We start from the raw sequence: 16,938 nt of genomic DNA, 5'->3' as shown, positions 1-16,938 counted from the left end.
GACGGTGCTGCTGGGAAAAATGGAGCGGTTGATGGGCGCGACCAGCGCCACCTCGTCGCCGACCTTGAATACCTGCTCGACATCCAGCGCCGAAAAGCTCCAGAAGCTCGAAGCCCAGTCGTCAAAGGTGTTCAGGCACTCTCTAAAGTCGCGCAAGACGGTTTCGACATCGACCGTCTTTGCATCCATTGGGGCCAGGGCCAGCCTGCCAATGGCCGGGTTCAAGCGACAGCCCCAAAAACCTGGGCTTTAACGAAAAAAACCATCTGCAATCCCTCGCACTGTGTGATCAGGCGAAGGACTTTGCAGAGGTTTTAAGGAGAGATCTGTAGAGCTTGTCCGGCTGTTACGTGGGAAGTTTCAACGGCTTTTGTCCTCTTCCGCCCAAGCACCAGGCGGCACAGCGCGGCGGGTCAACGCTTTCAGCCAAGGCATTGCCGCCCGCATACTGCAAGGCTTCGGCGCCAGCCCCCGGACAAAGCACTGTCCTATACATAGAACGAATAAGGCCGCGTTTGCCGGCTAGTGCTCAAACGCCAGCAGCCTTATGGTGGTCGTACTTTGGAGGTACACCATGAAAAAACTCATCGGCATCTACACCAGCCCCCGCGCCCATTGGGTCGGCGATGGCTTCCCGGTGCGCACGCTGTTTTCCTACGACTCGATGGGCAAGCACATCAGCCCATTCCTGTTGCTGGACCACGCTGGCCCCGCCGATTTCACGCCCACCGATCAACGTCGCGGCGTCGGCCAACACCCGCATCGCGGTTTTGAAACCGTGACCATCGTGTATGACGGCGAAGTCGAGCACCGTGATTCCACCGGCGCCGGTGGCAAGATCGGCCCCGGCGATGTGCAATGGATGACCGCCGCGAAAGGCATCATCCATGAAGAGTTCCATTCCGAAGCCTTTGCCCGCAGCGGCGGGGCGCTGGAGATGGTGCAACTGTGGGTCAACCTGCCGGCCAAGGACAAAATGGCCGACGCCGGTTACCAGACCATCGTCGACGGTGATATCCCCGTGCTGCCGCTGGCCAACGACGCCGGGCAACTGCGCCTGATTGCCGGTGAGTTCGCCGGTACTCAAGGGCCTGCGCGTACCTTCACGCCGATTGACGTGTGGGACCTGCGCCTTAATGCCGGTAAAACGGTGACGCTGGACCTGCACGCCGGGCGTAATACTGCGCTGGTTATTCTGCGCGGCACGGTGCTGGTCAATGGCGAAGAGGTGGCGCGCCAAGGGCAATTGGCGTTGTTCGAGCGCGATGGTGCTCAGCTGACGCTGGAGGCCAACGATGACGCCAAAGTGTTGCTGCTCAGTGGCGAGCCGATTGACGAGCCTATCGTCGGTCACGGCCCGTTCGTGATGAACACCGAGCAGGAAATCCACCAGGCGTTTGCCGACTTCCAGTCGGGGCGTTTCGGGCAGATGGCGGGCTGATTGCCTGGCGCAATACCCCTGTGGGAGCTGGCTTGCCTGCGATGCAGGCACCTAGGTGTATCCGTTGCACCGAGGTGATGCTATCGCAGGCAAGCCAGCTCCCACATTTTGTTCTGCGCTATACCCGACGCCTTCAATTCATGCGATCTTCTGGGCATTCGCCCTGGAGTCGCCTGGATGCCCTCATTTATCGCTGATCACCCGATGTTGTGCGCCGTGGCGCTGATCTTTATCGACATCGCCGTGTGGCGTCTTATTTCCGCCAACCTCGCCAATTGGAAACTCGCGGCGCGCTTGGCGATTTTTGCCGTTTACAGCGCCGTGCTGTTCAACGACGGCATGAACCCCATGCAACTCGCGCCCTACGCCGACAACACCGCCTTGCACCTGGCGGCCACTGCGCTGCAGATCGGCTGGTGGCTGTTCGCCGCGCGCACCCTCACGGTGTTGCTCGGCACGGTGATGATGAATCGGGTCGGGCATGGCGGGCGATTGTTGCAGGACCTGTTGGGCGCGGTGATTTTCCTGATCGCGATCATCGCCGCCATGGCCTACGTGCTCGACCTACCGGTCAAAGGCGTGCTCGCCACCTCCGGCGCCGTGGCGATCATCGTCGGCCTGGCGCTGCAAAGCACCTTGAGCGATGTGTTTTCCGGGATCGTCCTCAATACCACCAAGCCCTACCAACTGGATGACTGGATTTCCATCGATGGCACCGAAGGCCGCGTCACGGATATCGACTGGCGCGCCACACGCCTGCAAACCTCCCAGGGCAGCATGGCGGTGATCCCCAACTCGCTGGCGGCCAAAGCCAAGATCATCAATTTCTCACGCCCGGCGGACATGTTCGGCCTGGCGGTCAGCCTGCAAGTCAGCCCCCATGCGCGCCCGCAAACCGTGATCGAGGCGCTGGAGCGCGCGATGCAAGGTTGCCGGTCGCTGCTGGCCAAGCCCGCGCCGAGCGTGGCGTTCAAGACGTCGGCCAGTGGCGGCGTCGAATATGAAATCAGCGGGTTTGTGCCGGCCATGACCCTCAAGCGCGAAGTGCGCAACCAGCTTTACGACCTGGCGTTCCGGCACCTGCAAGCGGCGGGCGTAGGCCTGTTGTCCGCCACCGAAAGCAGCGCGCCACCGGCGATGTCTGCCGCGCGGGCCTTGCTGGAGCGTTCGTCGATTTTCTCCACCCTGCGCCAGGAAGAGAAGGACACCTTCAGCCAGAACATGACCCAGCACACCTACCGCGCCGGCGAGATGATCTTGCCGGCGGGGGAGGTCAGCGACCATTTGTTTATTATCGAATCCGGCGTGGTCTCGGTGATGTTGGTCAAGGCTGGCCACAAGTTCGAAGCCGGTCGCATGGGGCCGGGCGAGGTGATTGGCGAGGCGGGGATTTTGTCGGATCAGGCGACGCTGGCGGACTTCTCGGCCAAGACCTTCTGCACGCTGTATCGCATCGAGAGGGAATACCTCAAACCTTGCCTGGATGCGCGACATGACATCAGCGAAGCAATGAAGGCGCTGCTGGATTTCCGTGTGCACACGGCGCAGGCCTTGACCCAGGAGGCGCCGGTGGTGCCGGTCAAGAAAGGCTTTTTGCAGTGGCTGCGTAATCGCGGGCTGTAGCGGGGCATTGCTGCAAAGCCCGCAAATTGTGCAGATCAGCGGCGTGCGCGCCGGGGTGGGCGCGCACTTTTCGTTGATCACTGAGTGAGGTAAACCGGGCTGTCGGTGGACAGTGAGGCTTTTACCGCATGGGTCATGTCGGTAATCAGTGCTTCCTCGCGGTCTTCGCTCAGGGCTTTGAGGGTGATGGCGACCACTTCCTGAGGCGTGCTTTTTGGTGCCTGCACATCGGCGACCATGTCGGTATCGATGTAGGCCGGGTGCACGCCGATAACCAGGGTGTTCTGTTCGCGCAGCTCGCCGCGCAGGCCGTTGGTCAGGCCCCACTGGGCGGACTTCGAAGTGCTGTAGCCGCCGGCGCCGGGCGGGCTCAGCCAGCTCAATACCGAGAGGATATTGATCAGCGCGCCGCCACCCTGCCTGGCCAGGATCGGCGCGAAGGCGCGGCTCACGCGCAGGGTGCCGAAGGTGTTCACGTCGAAGTGCTGCTGCAGGTTCTCGACACTGTCTTCGGCCAGCAACGAGCCGTATTTGAGCCAGCCCGCGTTGTTGATCAGCACACTCACATCGCTGCACTGCTCGGCGGCGCGCTGCACGCTGGCCGGGTCGGTAATGTCCAGCGCAACCGGCGTGCTGCCGGGAATATCGACACTGGCCGGGTCCCGCGCCCCGGCGTAAACCTTGGCGGCGCCCGCTGCCAGCAGCGCGGTGACGAATGCTTTGCCCAGGCCACGGTTGGCGCCGGTAACCAGTACGACTTTTCCACGAATATCCATGACGAACTCCAGGCGACGAATTAGGTTTAATGATGAAACCGTTTTTATCCTGAGCCTGTTGGTCCTATAATGCAACCTAATATTTCTGACTGCCGGGAGGCTCGACGATGAAACGCAAATGCCTGGAAGGCGACTGCTGCCCGGTTGCTCGTGCGCTCGATGTGGTGGGCGACTGGTGGACCCTGTTGATCATTCGCGACGCGTACGCCGGGGTGACGCGCTTCGGTGATTTCCAGAAGAACCTCGGTGTGGCGAAAAACATCCTCGCCACCCGCCTCAAGGACATGGTCGAGCAAGGCCTGCTGCAAACCAGCGAAATCGGCGCGCGCAGTGAATATCAACTCACCGACAAAGGCCGCGCGCTGATGCCGGTACTCGTCACCCTGGCCCAATGGGGTGAAGCCTTCACCGAGCCGGCGGCTGGCAGCACCCGCTTGCTGGATGCGCAGGCGCTCAAGCCGCTGCGCAAAGTCGAGATCCTGTCCGAAGACGGCCGCGTGCTGGGCCTCGAAGACATCTTCACCCAGCTACCCGCCTGAACTGAACGCGCCCACGGACCCAGGGGCATTTTCTTCAATACCCCACGTGCTCAGCCCTTTACCGTGATGCCATCTTCACGCGGCATCATAAAAAGGAACTGCAATGAGCCTGATCATTTCCATGGCGGCCTTCGCCCTGGCCACCTCCATCACACCCGGCCCGGTCAATGTGGTCGCGCTCAGCGCCGGCGCGCGCTTCGGCTTTGCCGCCAGCCAGAAACACGTAGTCGGCGCCGCCGTCGGCTTCACCCTGCTGTTGGTGCTGATCGGCCTGGGCCTGCATGAAGTGCTGGTGCGCTGGCCGCTCCTCACCCAGTTGATCCAGTGGGGCGGGGTGGCCTTTTTGCTGTACATGGCCTGGAAACTCGCGGTCGACGATGGCCGGCTCGACGCCGAGGGCACCGCTACTGCGCCGTCGATGCTCTACGGCGCAATCATGCAATGGCTCAACCCCAAAGCGTGGCTGGCCTGCGTGGCGGGCATGGGTTTGTTTGTGGCCGATGGCGATGCGCGCCAAGTCTGGCTGTTCGCGGCGCTGTACCTGGTGATCTGCTACCTGTCGGTGGCGTGCTGGGCGTATGCCGGCACCTTCCTGCGGCGCTACCTGAGCAACCCGCACGGCGTACGCCTGTTCAACCGCTCAATGGCCGCGTTGCTGGTGGCCAGTGTGGGTTATTTGCTGATGGCTTGAGCAAGTCGCGGTACTGCCCGGGCGTGGCGGCGAAATGCTGTTTGAAGGTGCGTTGGAAATGCGCCTGGTCGGCAAAACCGGCGGCCAGCGCCACGTCCGCGATCAATGCGCCGTTGCGCAACTGGGTGCGGGCAAACTGAATGCGCCGGTTCACCAGAAACGCATGGGGCGTGAGCCCGTAATACTGCTTGAACGCGCGGATCAGGTACGACGGCGACAGCTCGGCCGCCAGGCAAATATCTTCCAGCTTCAACGCCTCGGTGCAGTGCGCGCGGATGTACTCGGCGGCGCGCTCCAGCTTGTGGTTGACCTCCCGCACCGGCGTCAGCGAAGGGTTCAAACGCTGCTGCACCTCGGTGAAATAACTCACCAGCGCGCTCTGCTTTTGCAGCAACTCGGCCTGCTCATCCAACAGGAGTGCGTAGAGTTCGATCAAGCCGTTGTACAACACGGTATCGCGCGTGTGCGGTGTGTTGAAAGGCCGATAACCCTGGTCGGTGCTGAAACCCAGCTGGTATTGCAGGTCGGTCAGCCAAGGCGTGTCGAGGTACAGCATGTGATACGACCAGGGCTGATCGTAGATCGGGTTGCACGCATGCACATCGCCGGGGTTCATCAACACCACCGTGCCGGCGCTGATCTCAAACGTCTGCGCGCCGTAGTGGTAATAACTGCGCCCGGTGGTAATCGCGCCGATGGAAAAATGCTCGTGGGAGTGGCGGGTATACGTCACCTTGCGCCCGTCGGCGATGGTGCGCGCCTCAATGAACGGCAAGCGCTCGTCACGCCAGAAGCGCGGCGCTTGCGCGGGGTGAGCGGAGGTGTTCAGCGTCATGGCGGTGGCCCCATCCCTTGAGGAACGAGCAGGGATCATTACACAGCCGCGTGCTGCATCGCCATGGCCGTTGATCAAAGCGCTTTAGACAAAAACACCCGGCTGCTGCCTTGCGGTTCACAGGGTATTTCGCCAAACCGCACCCAGCCGTGTTTCTCATAAAACCCCGGCGCCTGAAAGCTCAGGGTGTACAGCACCGCGTTGCGGCAACCGCGCCGCCGCGCCTCGTCTTCAAAGGCATGCAGCAATTGGCTGCCCAGTCCCGAACCGCGCAGGGAGTCGGGCAGGTGGAACAGGTCGAGGAAGGCCATGCCCAGGGAAGTTTTGCCGGTGATGCCGCCGAGAATCTGCCGGGTGTCAGGGTCTTTGAGCAGCACCGTCAGCGGCAGGCGATCGTTGGAACCAGTGATGGCTTCATTGAACGCAGCCAGGCCGTTGCCGAGCAAATGCTCGGCGTCGGGGTGGGGTTGGTCGCTGATTTCAATGTGCGGTGCAGTCATCACGGAACGCTTCCTGGGTTAGAGCGCCATCACCATCTCATGCCACGCCATCCCGCCATGTTCCGACGGCGAAGGCTGCACATAGGTGTAGCCCATGCGCGTGTACAACGGCACATGTTGCTCCTTGCACATCAAGTGAATCGTCTGCTTGCCCATCGCCCGCATGTGCTGCACAAACTCAGTCATCAGCAGCCTGGAATAGCCATTGCCCTGCTGCGCCGGGTCAACCACCACCGACATAATCACCACATTCGGCGCCTCGGCCGAATGCCCCACCAACTCCTTGAACGCCTCATCCGACATCACCACCTGATGGGCGCAGCCACAGTTGATAAAACCCACCACTGCGCCATCCGCCTCCAGAATCAAAAAGCCCTCGGGGTACTGCGCGATACGCGTGGCGATCTTTTCCAGCGTCGCGGCTTCATCGCCTTCGTAAGCGCTGATTTCGATGTCAAAGCAACGCGCGGCATCGGCGGGGACGGCATTGCGGAAGGTGAGGGCGGGCATGGGCGTTTCCTGGGGCGTTAAACGAAAGGCCACATCATAGCGGCACGCCCAAACACTCGCCATCGCCGCACCGGCAGCGTCGAACAAAGATCAAACGGTGGGAGCTGTCGAGCCCCCGCGAGGCTGCGAAGGCGGCGGTACAGGCACTATCAAAGCCGGATCAGTACGCCTGTTTAAGTTCACCAAAAACCAGAAAACCCGCCAAAGCGGGTTTCCACACAGCTCACATCACATCAACTCACAGCAGCCACATCAAACCCCCGCCGCTCCATCACCGTAAACACATCCGCCACATCCTGCACCATGATCCGAGCGGTATTGGCGACGGTATTGATGTCGTGCTCGGCATAGTCGGACACATTGGAGCACGCCATCAGATGCAGGTAGGCGAGGGCGGCGTTGAGACGTTCGCTGGCGCAAGCGTGAAGCTCGCTGAGCGGAGCGTCGCTGTCGATGAGGAGGACAGGGTATTCGGTTGCGGTTTGGGACATGGGGGTGAAGCGGCGGGGCGGGTGTTGAGTAGTCATAAGGTTCGATTCTATTTTGAGTAAAAAGAACTGCCACCTTGCTGCTGCGAAACAGTCTGGGTGGCAACTGTGCGCGGGTTCGCAGACCAGGAAGAATCACCCCCGGCAGACCCGAAGGTCTCCCACGCACAGCCGCCATAAACAAGACGCAGGCGGACTCCGCCTGAGGGTCTGATGACTGTGCAGGTTGATTCTATTTTGGTAGGGCTGCGAAACCCGGTCGCTGACCGAGGTTGGCGACGGGGCGAACTATAAGGTGCCGTTAGCCAAGGCGCAACTGAGAGGGTTGTATCAACCCTCTCTACTGACTTTTCCTATCCATCGATCAGGATATTTTGGCTAGATTCACAAACCTGCTCATCCATTTGCGTTCGACTTGGTCAGTCGTTTTGCATCGGGGTTTTCCAGTAAAGTTGCGGACATGATTGGCAGAAAGTGGCCAATTGATTTCTAGCCCAACGGGACGAAAATAGCCAAGAGCTTTCTAACGTGAACAGCAGCAAACTGCCAGTTGCTGCTACTGCGTAAAAAAGTACGGTTTGCCAAAAATCTGCCGGATATTTCCTACAGCTAGGCCAGCCTAGGCTGTATAGATAAACAGTTTATGCATTTATCGAATCCAAATTGTCGGTTCCTGCTAGACCTACTGATAGCGTTTTGATAGTTTCTAAAATATCCGAGGTCGCAAGGCCACGTGAAGCAAAACAGATGACGCCCAACCGGCACCTATAGATTTCGGAAGGATACGATGAGCATCGCCTCCCGATGAGTATTCACAAGGCAGGCATGCAGTGATCACTACACCCGTTGGCAAATTCACAGGTACAACTTGGGAAGCACAGTGTCAGCTTGCATTTAAACTTAAGCATGGCGGTGATGGATATCAACATATACCTGCCTCGCCTGGTGATTTTGGAATTGAGGGATATACGAAACATACAGGATATGCGTTTCAGTGTTATTGCCCAGAAAGGCTTTATCATCAGGATGAACTCTATGATAAGCAGCGTACAAAAATCAACGACGATCTGAAGAAACTCAGAGATTATTCTGATGAACTACAGAAGATTCTCGGTGGTACAAAGATTAGAAATTGGTGTTTTGTTACTCCCGAAATCAGCAGAAACAAGCTGCACTCCTACACTCAGGTTAAACAGACAGAAGTCAGGGGGTGGAGTCTTCCTCATCTCGATGAAGAATTCACGATTTTGCTCCATGATCATGAGTTCTATATAAAAGAATTCAATCTCTTGCGTACATCAGAAGGTCTGCCTCCATGTTTGGGTTCGCCAACAGAATCGTTGCCAAGAGTAAGCATTAGCCCTGAGCCGTATGATGAAAATTTGGAAAGGAAGTGTCGCCTACGTATGCCGGGCAGACCTGCTCAAAAAATTGAAAACTTGATTAAGTTGACAACTAACAATTTCCTTGATCATGATACATACTTTCAATCGTTGTATGACCGTTCGCCCCAAACGTATGTGAACGTCGCTCGAATAGTTAATACTTTTGAGCAAGACGTATTGGAGTGGGGGCTTACGTCAGAAGCAACGCCCGAGGAACTCACAGCAATGGTAAAGGACAGGTTGATGGAATACCTGACTACTGATCGCCATCTCAATATAGACAAGTCCATGGCAAGTGATGTGGTGCGTAGGACTGTCGCGCGATGGCTTGCGATCTGCGAACTGGACTTCAACGAGTAAATAATGGCTCAGCTTAAATTTATAAGGCGGCCCATTCCGGTGCTCTCGGAGCTCCGCCCTATATACAAAATTTCCCAGGCACTTCTCATTCTACATCTGTCTGGACGTGGCGGTAGATCCAGCCTTCCTAAAATTCATCTATTGAATTGGGCGCTCAAGACACCCGAGCGTACCCGGTCACTAACAGTTGGTGCTCAGCAAGGTCAATTACAACTTCCGATCTGGGGTTTCGATCCTGCGATGGCAATCGCACTTAATCTTGCGTTCAGTGAGAAATTGATAGCGCCAACTACGACAGGGTTTGAGCTAACCCCTTCTGGTAAGTCCTATGTGGAGCTGATAATCGCGGATGAGTCCGTACTCTACGAAGAAAAAGCGGCATTGAAGCTAATTGGGAAAAAAATTACGGAAGATATGGTGAGTACCGTATCCAAGGGATGGGAATAGAGATGTACATCAAAGCAATCCATATCGACATTCATACGGATAGCGGACCGTTTGGATTTTATACAGAATTCAATCGTAACCTGAACATCATTCGCGGTCGAAATTCAGCCGGCAAGAGTACAATCGTACATGCGATTATGTATGCCATAGGTATGGAGGAATTATTGGGGGCACAGAATGAGAATGCACTCACATATGCCTTGAAGGATTATCTGGAGCATGAAGGACTTAAGCATCAAATCCAGACCTCCAGGGTTACGATTGAAATCGAGAGCAACGGCAAGACCATTACTGCAAGGCGTAGCGTTAGAGAGAACGGGCTCAGTACAAAGCTCGTGCGAATCCAGGAATGCTCAGGGCTTACCAAGGGTGAATCGGCACCCACCCTCTATAAGTTTATACATGACGCAAACAGCGCTCAGATCGAAGAAGGATTTTTTAGATATTTTGAGCAATTTCTCGACTTGCAACTGCCCCTCGTACCGCGGACGAACAACAAACCGGCAAAGCTTTATTTGCAATATATCTTCGCAGCCATGGTCATCGAACAGAAACGTGGATGGACCGACTACATTGCAAACCTTCCATATTTCGGTGTGCGAGATGCACGCATCAAGATCGTTGATTTCTTGGTTGGCACCGATGTATTTGAAACGGATGCCAAACGCGATATTTTGGATCAAGAGTCCAAGCAGATTTATGATGAATGGCAAATCACTTACCGAACACTTTTGGGTGAGACCCTCAAACAGGGTTTCAAATTTTCCAATGTATCGAAAACACCAGTACCAGATTTTAACTCAGAGCTAGTCAGCTTTCAAAAGGTCTCTCAGGGTGTAACAGAGAGTATCTTGGAATACAGGCAGCGTAAAATAAGTGAGCATCAAGTTATTGGTTTGAAGCTCTCTAGCCAGAGTGAGACGCCAACACAGGAGATTACTCAGGCAATTGAAATACATACTAATGAGCTTGAGCGTTTCACAGTTGCTTATGAAACCTGCTTGGGCGACCTCGCGCTATCGCGCGTCAATCTAAACAGCAACAAGCTTAACACTCGACAGGCCAGAGATGAACTGACCAAGAATCATGCTGCACAGAAGCTGATTAAGTTCGGCGCATCGATCAGCCTGTCAACTGTAAACAACTCTTGTCCAGCCTGCCATCAATCTATTGGCAACTCTCTTGTAGACCTGCATGAGAGTACCCCATATATGGATATCGACACCAACATAGACTACTTGTCTGCTCAATTGCGAATGCTTGAAAGAGAAAAGGGTGGAATTGAGCAGTCCATCAAAGAGTCTGAGGCTCTAAAAGATCAACTGTCAAGAGTTCTGTCGACTACGAAGTCAGCGCTCAGGGCACTACGGTCCGACCTGAACTCCAACTCATCTGTTTCCAAATCGGGGATTAGGCTGCAAGTACATATAGAGATGGAGCTAGAAGAGCTTACTAAATTTGAAGAAAGTTCTGATCGGGCGCTCGATGCTCTCAGCTCACTGTCACAACGCTTCCTCGATAATCAAAAAGTTCGGGGGATCATCCCGGTAGATCACTACTCGCCTGCTGACCTGGCTAAATACTCCCTCTTCGAAAGAATGTTCCGGGCCAATATTAGTGCATTCGACTATCACAGTGCGGCAATCGAGGATATCGAGTTTAACAGAGAGAATCTCCTCCCATACCTCGCTAAGATTGAACTCAGGGAAATCAACGGTCAAAGGCAACCATTTAATTCCGCAGCCCTCGACTTGTCCTCAACTTCAAGCATTGGAAAAAGCGATGACTACCCTAAAGGTAAAGGTAATATTGCTAGGGAGTCTAGCGCGAGCGATTTTGTTCGTCTGATCTGGAGTTACTTGCTTTCCATTTATCAAACGTCCTCCCACGAAACAGTCAATGGTAATCACTTGGGTTTCCTGTTGTTGGACGAACCTGGGCAGCACTCGATGGCGACCAAAAGCCAACAGGCACTCTTCCAGCTTTTATCGTCTGAGAGTGGGCTGCAAAGTATCGTTGCAGCTTCGTTTGATGACAGTGAGGCCACATATAGAGAAGCAACCTCTAACGTTGAGTTCAAGCTTATTCAGCTTGGGGATAAGTCGATTTTGCCGATCAACTGATTTGCCGTTGGCTCCGTAGAAAAATTTAAACCTAAGGTGAAAATGTCTTCGGAGTTGGAAATGGCCCAAGCATAATTGGTGTCAGACAATGGTTTAGTGATTTTTTATCCTAGTCTGATTCCATTATTCTTGCATTGCTGGCAAATGATACGATGTTACCTTTCAATACCTGCGCGCATCCCGTTGGCAAAGTTCGTCCGTGCATTTCAGAGATAGAGTTTGCCGCAGCTACAAAAGTGCATTGAGAGGCGCGTTAAAACATGTCACGACAGCATTTTATATATGCCGAATGAGTTGTTCATATAATTATAGCCATATTATACTTAAGCTTGATAAGCCTGCGAGTAAATGGTATTGGAGAGAATCTCAGTGGCCTGATTTGCACAGCCTCAAGTTGTTACTGTTTGGAGTCTACAAATGCAGAACTTTATAAATGTTACCGCGACTATGCTTATAGAAATAATTGAGTCGAAAAGCGATAGTCAAAGAGTCGCTTTGCAGTTTGTACTTGAAGAGCTTGATGCAGCAAGAAGTGGAATTGATTTTATTAGAGATCGAATTAAGAGCTTTTATTTTATGGAGGTCGACTACGTTGGGGCAATGGACCGTAGTTGGCTGGATGTTGACGGCGGTTCAGGGCCTCAACAGTTTTTAGTAAAGGCAATAAGTACGATTGAGCAGCAATTGGGTAGCGATCTGGCGGCCATGGTGAGGATATCTATCGTTGAATATATAATTCGCCACTACCGGCTCGGTAGATTTTATATCGACAAAGAAGTAAGGGTGGCATTAAAGCCACTAAATATTTTCGAGCCTATAGTTTGTGAGGAAAGTCTTCTCCATCCCCATATAAAATATTTGCTAAAAGAGGAGAATAAGCCTGTTCGTGATGTAATTTTCCGTTGGTCAAGTGGGTTTGAAGATAGAGATAATAAATTTAATTATGAGTTTCAAACGACATTTAACTCATCTTTCTGGGAGATTTATCTGTATCAATGCTTTAAAGACTTGGGCATGACCGTTGATTTTTCTAAAGCCAGCCCTGATTTTGTTGCGGAGAGTCGAAATGGAGAATCTATAATCATCGAGGCAGTAACAGCAAATCACGCTCACAACTCCTCTCCTGAGTGGCTTGGCGAGGAACTGAGACAAGATGATGACTTTTTGAATTTTGCTTGCGTGAGAATTTTAAATGCCATCGATAGCAAACATAAAAAGTTCATCCAGACATACTCAAAGTTTGAGTATGTCAAGGGCAATCCATTTGTCATTGCTTTAGCGCCATTCGAGCAGTCAATGTTTTTCATGCAAAATAATGAAGCAATAAATAGAGTTTTGTATAAGCAGGGAATTGATAAGGGAAATGGTTTTCTAGAAATAGAAACACCTACGGTTTTAAAGGGTGGAAATATTCCTCTCGAACTCGGGTTGTTTACAAGTAGCAAGTATAAAGAGGTAAGCGCTATAATATTTTCGACCACCGCTACGATAGGGAAAGCAATAGCGCAGACTTCATTGTCTAGGCATGTAAGATGTGGTCGATATCACGAGGAAAGGGGGTTGATAGTTGAATTAATAGACAGCTCAAAGCACTTTGAGACTCATCTTGATGGGTTACAAATTCATCATAATCCATATGCGGAAAATAAGCTTCCTTCTGAAGCATTCGATAGCTATGAAATCACCCATTATTACTATGATACCGTTTCGAAAATTATTGATAATCAGCAAAAAAGCTACACTTTAATCTCAAGAATTTTTTTGCCTTCTCTTTCATAAGTGAGGGAGTGTACTGATTAATTTTCAAATCCGGCTTGGGCCATTTTACTGTTTTTAGCGATACCGGCTCTACATCTGACTTGGTTGCCTGTTTTTGCCGAAAACAGGCCGACTCGACCGCCACTTTGCACCTGCTGTCCATTCATTCCGACGGCCCCCTTGGATCGAACCGAGTAATCGTTGGCCTCAACACCTCAGTTATCCATTCAGACACAACGCAAACGAACATTCCCACAGCATCAATCGTGCAACCTAACCCCAAATAACCACCCACACCCCAGCCGCAAAGCCACGATATGGATGGTCCCCTCAATCACTCTCAAAACACTACATTCGGTTCACTCAAACCCCACCCACCAACTTCCCCCCATCCATCCTGCGTTTGTAGGCACTATCCCGACTAGCCAGCCAAAAATACAACGGCGACGTCACCACCAACCCCACCACCCAAGACAAATCCGCCCCGTTAATGTGTTCGGAAATCGGCCCCACATACAGCGGCGTGTTCATAAACGGAATCTGCACCGCAATCCCGATGGCATACGCCAGCAGCGCCTGTGGGTTGTACTTGCCATAAATCCCGCCATCCACCCGGAAGATCGACGCAATGTCGTACTTGCCCTTATGAATCGCATAAAAGTCGATCAGGTTGATCGCCGTCCACGGCACCAGGACCACCAGCAATACCAGCACCATGTCGACGAAGTGGCCGATGAAGTCTTTGGAGGCAAACACCACTGCAATCGCGCAGGCGGCGAGTACGAGGATGGAGATCACCGCGCGGCTTTTGGCGGTCGGAATCCAGCGATACGCGAAGGTCTGCACCAGGGTGATGATCGACAGCACTGCGCCGTACAGGTTGAGGGCGTTGTGGCTGATTACGCTGAGCAGGAACAGCACCGGCATCAACTGAAGCCGCACCCGCTGCGGCTTCAGTCGTCGGCCCGTCAGCGGCGCGGGGTCTGCAAGGCGTGGTAGCCGTAATCGGCGCGGGCTTTGCGTAAAGGAACGCCCGCCTCGATAGCCGCACGAATATGCGCTTCGGCCTGGTGGATTTCTTCGGCCACCGCCAGCACTTCGCTCAGTGAACCGGCCGGAATTACTACCAGGCCATCACCGTCGCCGCGTAACCAATCGTCGGGTTGTACCCGCACGCCGCCCAGCGTAACGGGCGACTGGATCGCTTCGACACGCACGCGATCCTTGCCGGTGCGCATCCAGTTACCCCGGGCAAAGATTGGGTAGTTAAGCGCCAGCGCACGGTCGACATCGCGGCAGATACCGTCAATCACCGTCCCGGCCAACTGCTTGCGGGCGGCGGTAGAGGTCAGCAAATCGCCCTACACGGTGCTGTCGAGCCGCGCCTGGTTGTCGATCACTACCACCTGGCCGGCCTCAAGGTCGTCGATGTAGTCACCCACCGAGCCGCCGTCCAGGCCAGTAGGGCCGTAGCGCAGGGTCCAGGCTTTGCCTGTGAGGTTGAAGGACCGGTCCAGAGGCATGATGCCGGTGCACTGGCAAACGATTTTCAGGCGGTCCATCGCATCGCTGAGGTCGGTGCAACTCAGGGCGTTGAGACGGGTGAAAATAGAGGTTTGCATGATGTGGCCTTCCTTGTGTCCGGTAGGTTAACGCGCGCTGGCAGCGGCACTGAATGCGTGGATCTTGTCGACGATCTGGCGGGACGCCGTCCTGATTGCCGTGGTGGTATTGCCGGCGATATGTGGCGTCAGTTGCGCGTTGGGAATGCCGGTCAGTGGCGAGTCGAACCGGTCTTTTTCCAGGGCAAAGGTATCGATGGCGACCGCTTTGATATGCCTGGGAAACTGGCGCATGAAGGCTGCCAACTGGTGCTCGTCAACGATCCCGCCGCGAGCGGTATTGATGAGGATTGAACCCTGGCGCATCTGCTGGAACTCGGCAGTGCCGAACAAACCTCGGGTCTGTGGGGTGAGCGGTACGTGGATCGAGACGAGGTCCGCCTCGGCCAGTAACTGTTCAAGGCTTGCTCGTCGTTCAAGCTCAAGGCTGCGCGCCACCGGTTCGGTGAAGCGCTCGGACCCGGTGGCGATCACCTTGATGCCCAGCGCCGCAGCCTTGCGCGCCACCTGCCGGGCAATGCTGCCGGTGCCCACCAGCCCAAGCGTCAGTTCGGCGTATTCGCGGGCAGGTGCCAAGCTGCCTTTTGCCCAATGGCCGTTGTGCGTTTTGGCGTTGTAGTAATCCAGGTCGCGAGACAGAAACAGCGCCTGGGCCACGACGTATTCGGCAACAGCGACCGCGTTGGAACCCGGCGTGTTGAGTATCGCCACGCCACACTGCTCGCACGCCAGCCGATCAATATGGTTAACCCCGGTGCCGGCCTGGGCAATGGCGCGCAGGGGTGTGGCCAGCGCGGGCGAGGTGGCGGCGCGGATCAGGCTGGCGCCGAAGGGGGTGTTCAGGCGCGTCTTGAACACGCTATAACCCCCGGCCTGATTCACGGCGGCAATAAAGGCAGGCTCGTCATGGCAGTTGATCTCGGCATAGTGAATGCGCGTGGCGTAGTGCTGCCGGATGCGGTCTTTGTCGGCGAAATAGTGCAGGTTGAGGGTGACGACCAGGCCCAGCTCAAGAAAGCGATCGACTTCCTCAAACAGTAACGGCGGCCCGGGGGCATCGAGTATCAGGGTGGTAAATGCCATACAGTTGATCCTCTTGGAGGGTAGCGCCTGCCGATACCCAGGTTGCCCTGGGTACCGGGGTTAATCACCAGGTGAAATGGTGCGCGCTTGCGGGATCGACCAGACCCGCATCGGTACTCACGGCCGCGAGGAACCCGCTGTAGAAATCATTCAGCGATGAACACTGGATGAACTCGGGATTGCTCTTGGCGGAAATTGGGGTCAGACCACGGTTAAAATAATGGTGGTCTGACCCTGAGGGACCTCTAGGTGCATATTCATCAAGGCATCAATGTAGGGCGCCTTATGCGCGAGATATTCAGCAATGCCGCCCCGGTTGTTAGCTTCGAGCTGCAGCTTCAAATCCTGATATTGCTCGCGGACAGTGCTGTCTTTTCTCAACAGGTCGCGGAAACACAACATTCGTGCAATCTGTTCATGACCAGCAACGCACACGTGTATTTTATGAGTTCTCACCCCATCAACGTCGCGACGATAAAAGTGGTGCCCTGCGGAAAGATCTGATCCCCGCACGTAGCCCAATGTTCGCATGAACTTGTTACGAGCGACTTCATTTAAATGCTCCGACACCACAACCAGGATGTCGATTTCCGGTTTGGCAGAAAGCCCCGGAACGGCGGTGCTACCAATATGATGAGTTCCGATAAGCTCAGCACCGAAGCCCCCCGCGATTCTTCGGTTTTCGGCGGTAAAAAGTAGCGGCCACTGAGGGTCGTATGGACAGATTTTACTGGTGAGGGCCATCAGCGTTCCTTGC

16 protein-coding genes and 2 pseudogenes are annotated in these 16,938 nt (G+C 54.6%); 8 read left to right on the top strand and 10 right to left on the bottom strand.

The annotated features are described in order from the left end of the window. Positions 1–189: hypothetical protein (locus ACI77D_RS22410; protein WP_407017516.1), on the bottom strand; the 189-nt coding region annotated here is incomplete at its 3' end. A 385-nt stretch (positions 190–574) separates the two neighbouring features. On the opposite strand from ACI77D_RS22410, the gene ACI77D_RS22405 reads away from it, so the two are divergent. Beyond that, positions 575–1,441 (top strand): pirin family protein, encoded by an 867-nt coding sequence (locus ACI77D_RS22405; RefSeq protein WP_407017514.1) that lies wholly within the window; start codon positions 575–577, stop codon positions 1,439–1,441. A gap of 177 nt (positions 1,442–1,618) precedes the next feature. Continuing rightward, positions 1,619–3,064 (top strand): mechanosensitive ion channel domain-containing protein, encoded by a 1,446-nt coding sequence (locus ACI77D_RS22400; RefSeq protein ID WP_407017513.1) that lies wholly within the window; start codon positions 1,619–1,621, stop codon positions 3,062–3,064. A 77-nt stretch (positions 3,065–3,141) separates the two neighbouring features. Here ACI77D_RS22400 and ACI77D_RS22395 read toward each other — a convergent pair whose 3' ends face one another. Beyond that, a complete protein-coding gene (locus ACI77D_RS22395) occupies positions 3,142–3,840 on the bottom strand; it encodes an SDR family oxidoreductase (protein ID WP_128592242.1) in 699 nt (232 codons plus the stop codon). 107 nt (positions 3,841–3,947) lie between these two features. Here ACI77D_RS22395 and ACI77D_RS22390 point away from each other — a divergent pair, with 107 nt between their 5' ends. Next, entirely contained in the window at positions 3,948–4,379 is a 432-nt protein-coding gene (locus ACI77D_RS22390) for a helix-turn-helix domain-containing protein (RefSeq protein ID WP_221294458.1), read from the top strand. Between the two features lie 103 nt (positions 4,380–4,482). Further along, on the top strand, positions 4,483–5,070 hold the full coding sequence (locus ACI77D_RS22385; protein WP_407017512.1) for a LysE family translocator: 588 nt from the start codon (positions 4,483–4,485) through the stop codon (positions 5,068–5,070). Here the strand turns inward: ACI77D_RS22385 and ACI77D_RS22380 are convergent. The 4 genes from ACI77D_RS22380 to ACI77D_RS22365 form a co-directional block, all read right to left on the bottom strand. Then, the gene (locus tag ACI77D_RS22380; RefSeq protein WP_407017511.1) at positions 5,012–5,905 is read right to left on the bottom strand and encodes a helix-turn-helix domain-containing protein; all 894 of its coding nucleotides are present in this window, start codon (positions 5,903–5,905) and stop codon (positions 5,012–5,014) included. The two genes, ACI77D_RS22385 and ACI77D_RS22380, sit on opposite strands and share 59 nt — an antisense overlap. A gap of 74 nt (positions 5,906–5,979) precedes the next feature. Beyond that, positions 5,980–6,405, bottom strand: a complete 426-nt coding sequence (locus ACI77D_RS22375; RefSeq protein ID WP_407017510.1) for a GNAT family N-acetyltransferase — start codon at positions 6,403–6,405, stop codon at positions 5,980–5,982. Between the two features lie 18 nt (positions 6,406–6,423). Next, positions 6,424–6,915 (bottom strand): GNAT family N-acetyltransferase, encoded by a 492-nt coding sequence (locus tag ACI77D_RS22370; RefSeq protein WP_407017509.1) that lies wholly within the window; start codon positions 6,913–6,915, stop codon positions 6,424–6,426. A gap of 233 nt (positions 6,916–7,148) precedes the next feature. Beyond that, the gene (locus ACI77D_RS22365) at positions 7,149–7,442 is read right to left on the bottom strand and encodes a fructose-bisphosphate aldolase (RefSeq protein WP_407017508.1); all 294 of its coding nucleotides are present in this window, start codon (positions 7,440–7,442) and stop codon (positions 7,149–7,151) included. 791 nt (positions 7,443–8,233) lie between these two features. On the opposite strand from ACI77D_RS22365, the gene ACI77D_RS22360 reads away from it, so the two are divergent. The 4 genes from ACI77D_RS22360 (at position 8,234) to ACI77D_RS22345 (ending at position 13,497) form a co-directional block, all read left to right on the top strand. Then, the gene (locus ACI77D_RS22360; protein WP_407017507.1) at positions 8,234–9,148 is read left to right on the top strand and encodes a hypothetical protein; all 915 of its coding nucleotides are present in this window, start codon (positions 8,234–8,236) and stop codon (positions 9,146–9,148) included. Between the two features lie 3 nt (positions 9,149–9,151). Further along, positions 9,152–9,595: a hypothetical protein gene (locus tag ACI77D_RS22355; protein ID WP_407017506.1), complete on the top strand. Its 444-nt coding sequence runs from the start codon at positions 9,152–9,154 to the stop codon at positions 9,593–9,595. 2 nt (positions 9,596–9,597) lie between these two features. Further along, positions 9,598–11,718, top strand: coding sequence for an AAA family ATPase (locus ACI77D_RS22350; RefSeq protein ID WP_407017505.1), 2,121 nt, complete (start codon positions 9,598–9,600; stop codon positions 11,716–11,718). Positions 11,719–12,135: 417 nt separating this feature from the next. Further along, positions 12,136–13,497, top strand: a complete 1,362-nt coding sequence (locus tag ACI77D_RS22345; protein ID WP_407017504.1) for a hypothetical protein — start codon at positions 12,136–12,138, stop codon at positions 13,495–13,497. Positions 13,498–13,839: 342 nt separating this feature from the next. Here the strand turns inward: ACI77D_RS22345 and ACI77D_RS22340 are convergent. The 4 genes and pseudogenes from ACI77D_RS22340 to ACI77D_RS22325 all read right to left on the bottom strand — a co-directional run. After that, positions 13,840–14,406, bottom strand: a pseudogene (locus tag ACI77D_RS22340) (cytosine permease); the annotation flags it as partial. Positions 14,407–14,444: 38 nt separating this feature from the next. Next, positions 14,445–15,098, bottom strand: a pseudogene (locus tag ACI77D_RS22335) (RraA family protein). Between the two features lie 27 nt (positions 15,099–15,125). Then, entirely contained in the window at positions 15,126–16,181 is a 1,056-nt protein-coding gene (locus ACI77D_RS22330; protein WP_407017503.1) for an NAD(P)-dependent oxidoreductase, read from the bottom strand. A 201-nt stretch (positions 16,182–16,382) separates the two neighbouring features. Beyond that, positions 16,383–16,925 carry a GrpB family protein gene (locus ACI77D_RS22325; RefSeq protein WP_407017502.1) on the bottom strand — a complete coding sequence of 181 codons (543 nt, stop codon included), beginning with the start codon at positions 16,923–16,925 and terminating at the stop codon, positions 16,383–16,385. Positions 16,926–16,938 lie beyond the last annotated feature (13 nt).

Origin of the sequence: Pseudomonas sp. O39, from assembly GCF_045447295.1 — a bacterium.
Lineage (GTDB): Bacteria > Pseudomonadota > Gammaproteobacteria > Pseudomonadales > Pseudomonadaceae > Aquipseudomonas > Aquipseudomonas antarctica_A.
Note: the sequence above shows the minus strand (reverse complement) of the source record. Positions and strands in the feature narration are given on the sequence as shown.

What these genes read in the sequence shown, in the direction of transcription:
- ACI77D_RS22405 (WP_407017514.1), top strand. Translation starts at nt 575, where the DNA reads ATGAAAAAACTCATCGGCATCTACACCAGCCCCCGCGCCCATTGGGTC.
- ACI77D_RS22400 (WP_407017513.1), top strand. Translation starts at nt 1,619, where the DNA reads ATGCCCTCATTTATCGCTGATCACCCGATGTTGTGCGCCGTGGCGCTG.
- ACI77D_RS22395 (WP_128592242.1), bottom strand. Translation starts at nt 3,840, where the DNA reads ATGGATATTCGTGGAAAAGTCGTACTGGTTACCGGCGCCAACCGTGGC.
- ACI77D_RS22390 (WP_221294458.1), top strand. Translation starts at nt 3,948, where the DNA reads ATGAAACGCAAATGCCTGGAAGGCGACTGCTGCCCGGTTGCTCGTGCG.
- ACI77D_RS22385 (WP_407017512.1), top strand. Translation starts at nt 4,483, where the DNA reads ATGAGCCTGATCATTTCCATGGCGGCCTTCGCCCTGGCCACCTCCATC.
- ACI77D_RS22380 (WP_407017511.1), bottom strand. Translation starts at nt 5,905, where the DNA reads ATGACGCTGAACACCTCCGCTCACCCCGCGCAAGCGCCGCGCTTCTGG.
- ACI77D_RS22375 (WP_407017510.1), bottom strand. Translation starts at nt 6,405, where the DNA reads ATGACTGCACCGCACATTGAAATCAGCGACCAACCCCACCCCGACGCC.
- ACI77D_RS22370 (WP_407017509.1), bottom strand. Translation starts at nt 6,915, where the DNA reads ATGCCCGCCCTCACCTTCCGCAATGCCGTCCCCGCCGATGCCGCGCGT.
- ACI77D_RS22365 (WP_407017508.1), bottom strand. Translation starts at nt 7,442, where the DNA reads ATGACTACTCAACACCCGCCCCGCCGCTTCACCCCCATGTCCCAAACC.
- ACI77D_RS22355 (WP_407017506.1), top strand. Translation starts at nt 9,152, where the DNA reads ATGGCTCAGCTTAAATTTATAAGGCGGCCCATTCCGGTGCTCTCGGAG.
- ACI77D_RS22350 (WP_407017505.1), top strand. Translation starts at nt 9,598, where the DNA reads ATGTACATCAAAGCAATCCATATCGACATTCATACGGATAGCGGACCG.
- ACI77D_RS22345 (WP_407017504.1), top strand. Translation starts at nt 12,136, where the DNA reads ATGCAGAACTTTATAAATGTTACCGCGACTATGCTTATAGAAATAATT.
- ACI77D_RS22330 (WP_407017503.1), bottom strand. Translation starts at nt 16,181, where the DNA reads ATGGCATTTACCACCCTGATACTCGATGCCCCCGGGCCGCCGTTACTG.
- ACI77D_RS22325 (WP_407017502.1), bottom strand. Translation starts at nt 16,925, where the DNA reads ATGGCCCTCACCAGTAAAATCTGTCCATACGACCCTCAGTGGCCGCTA.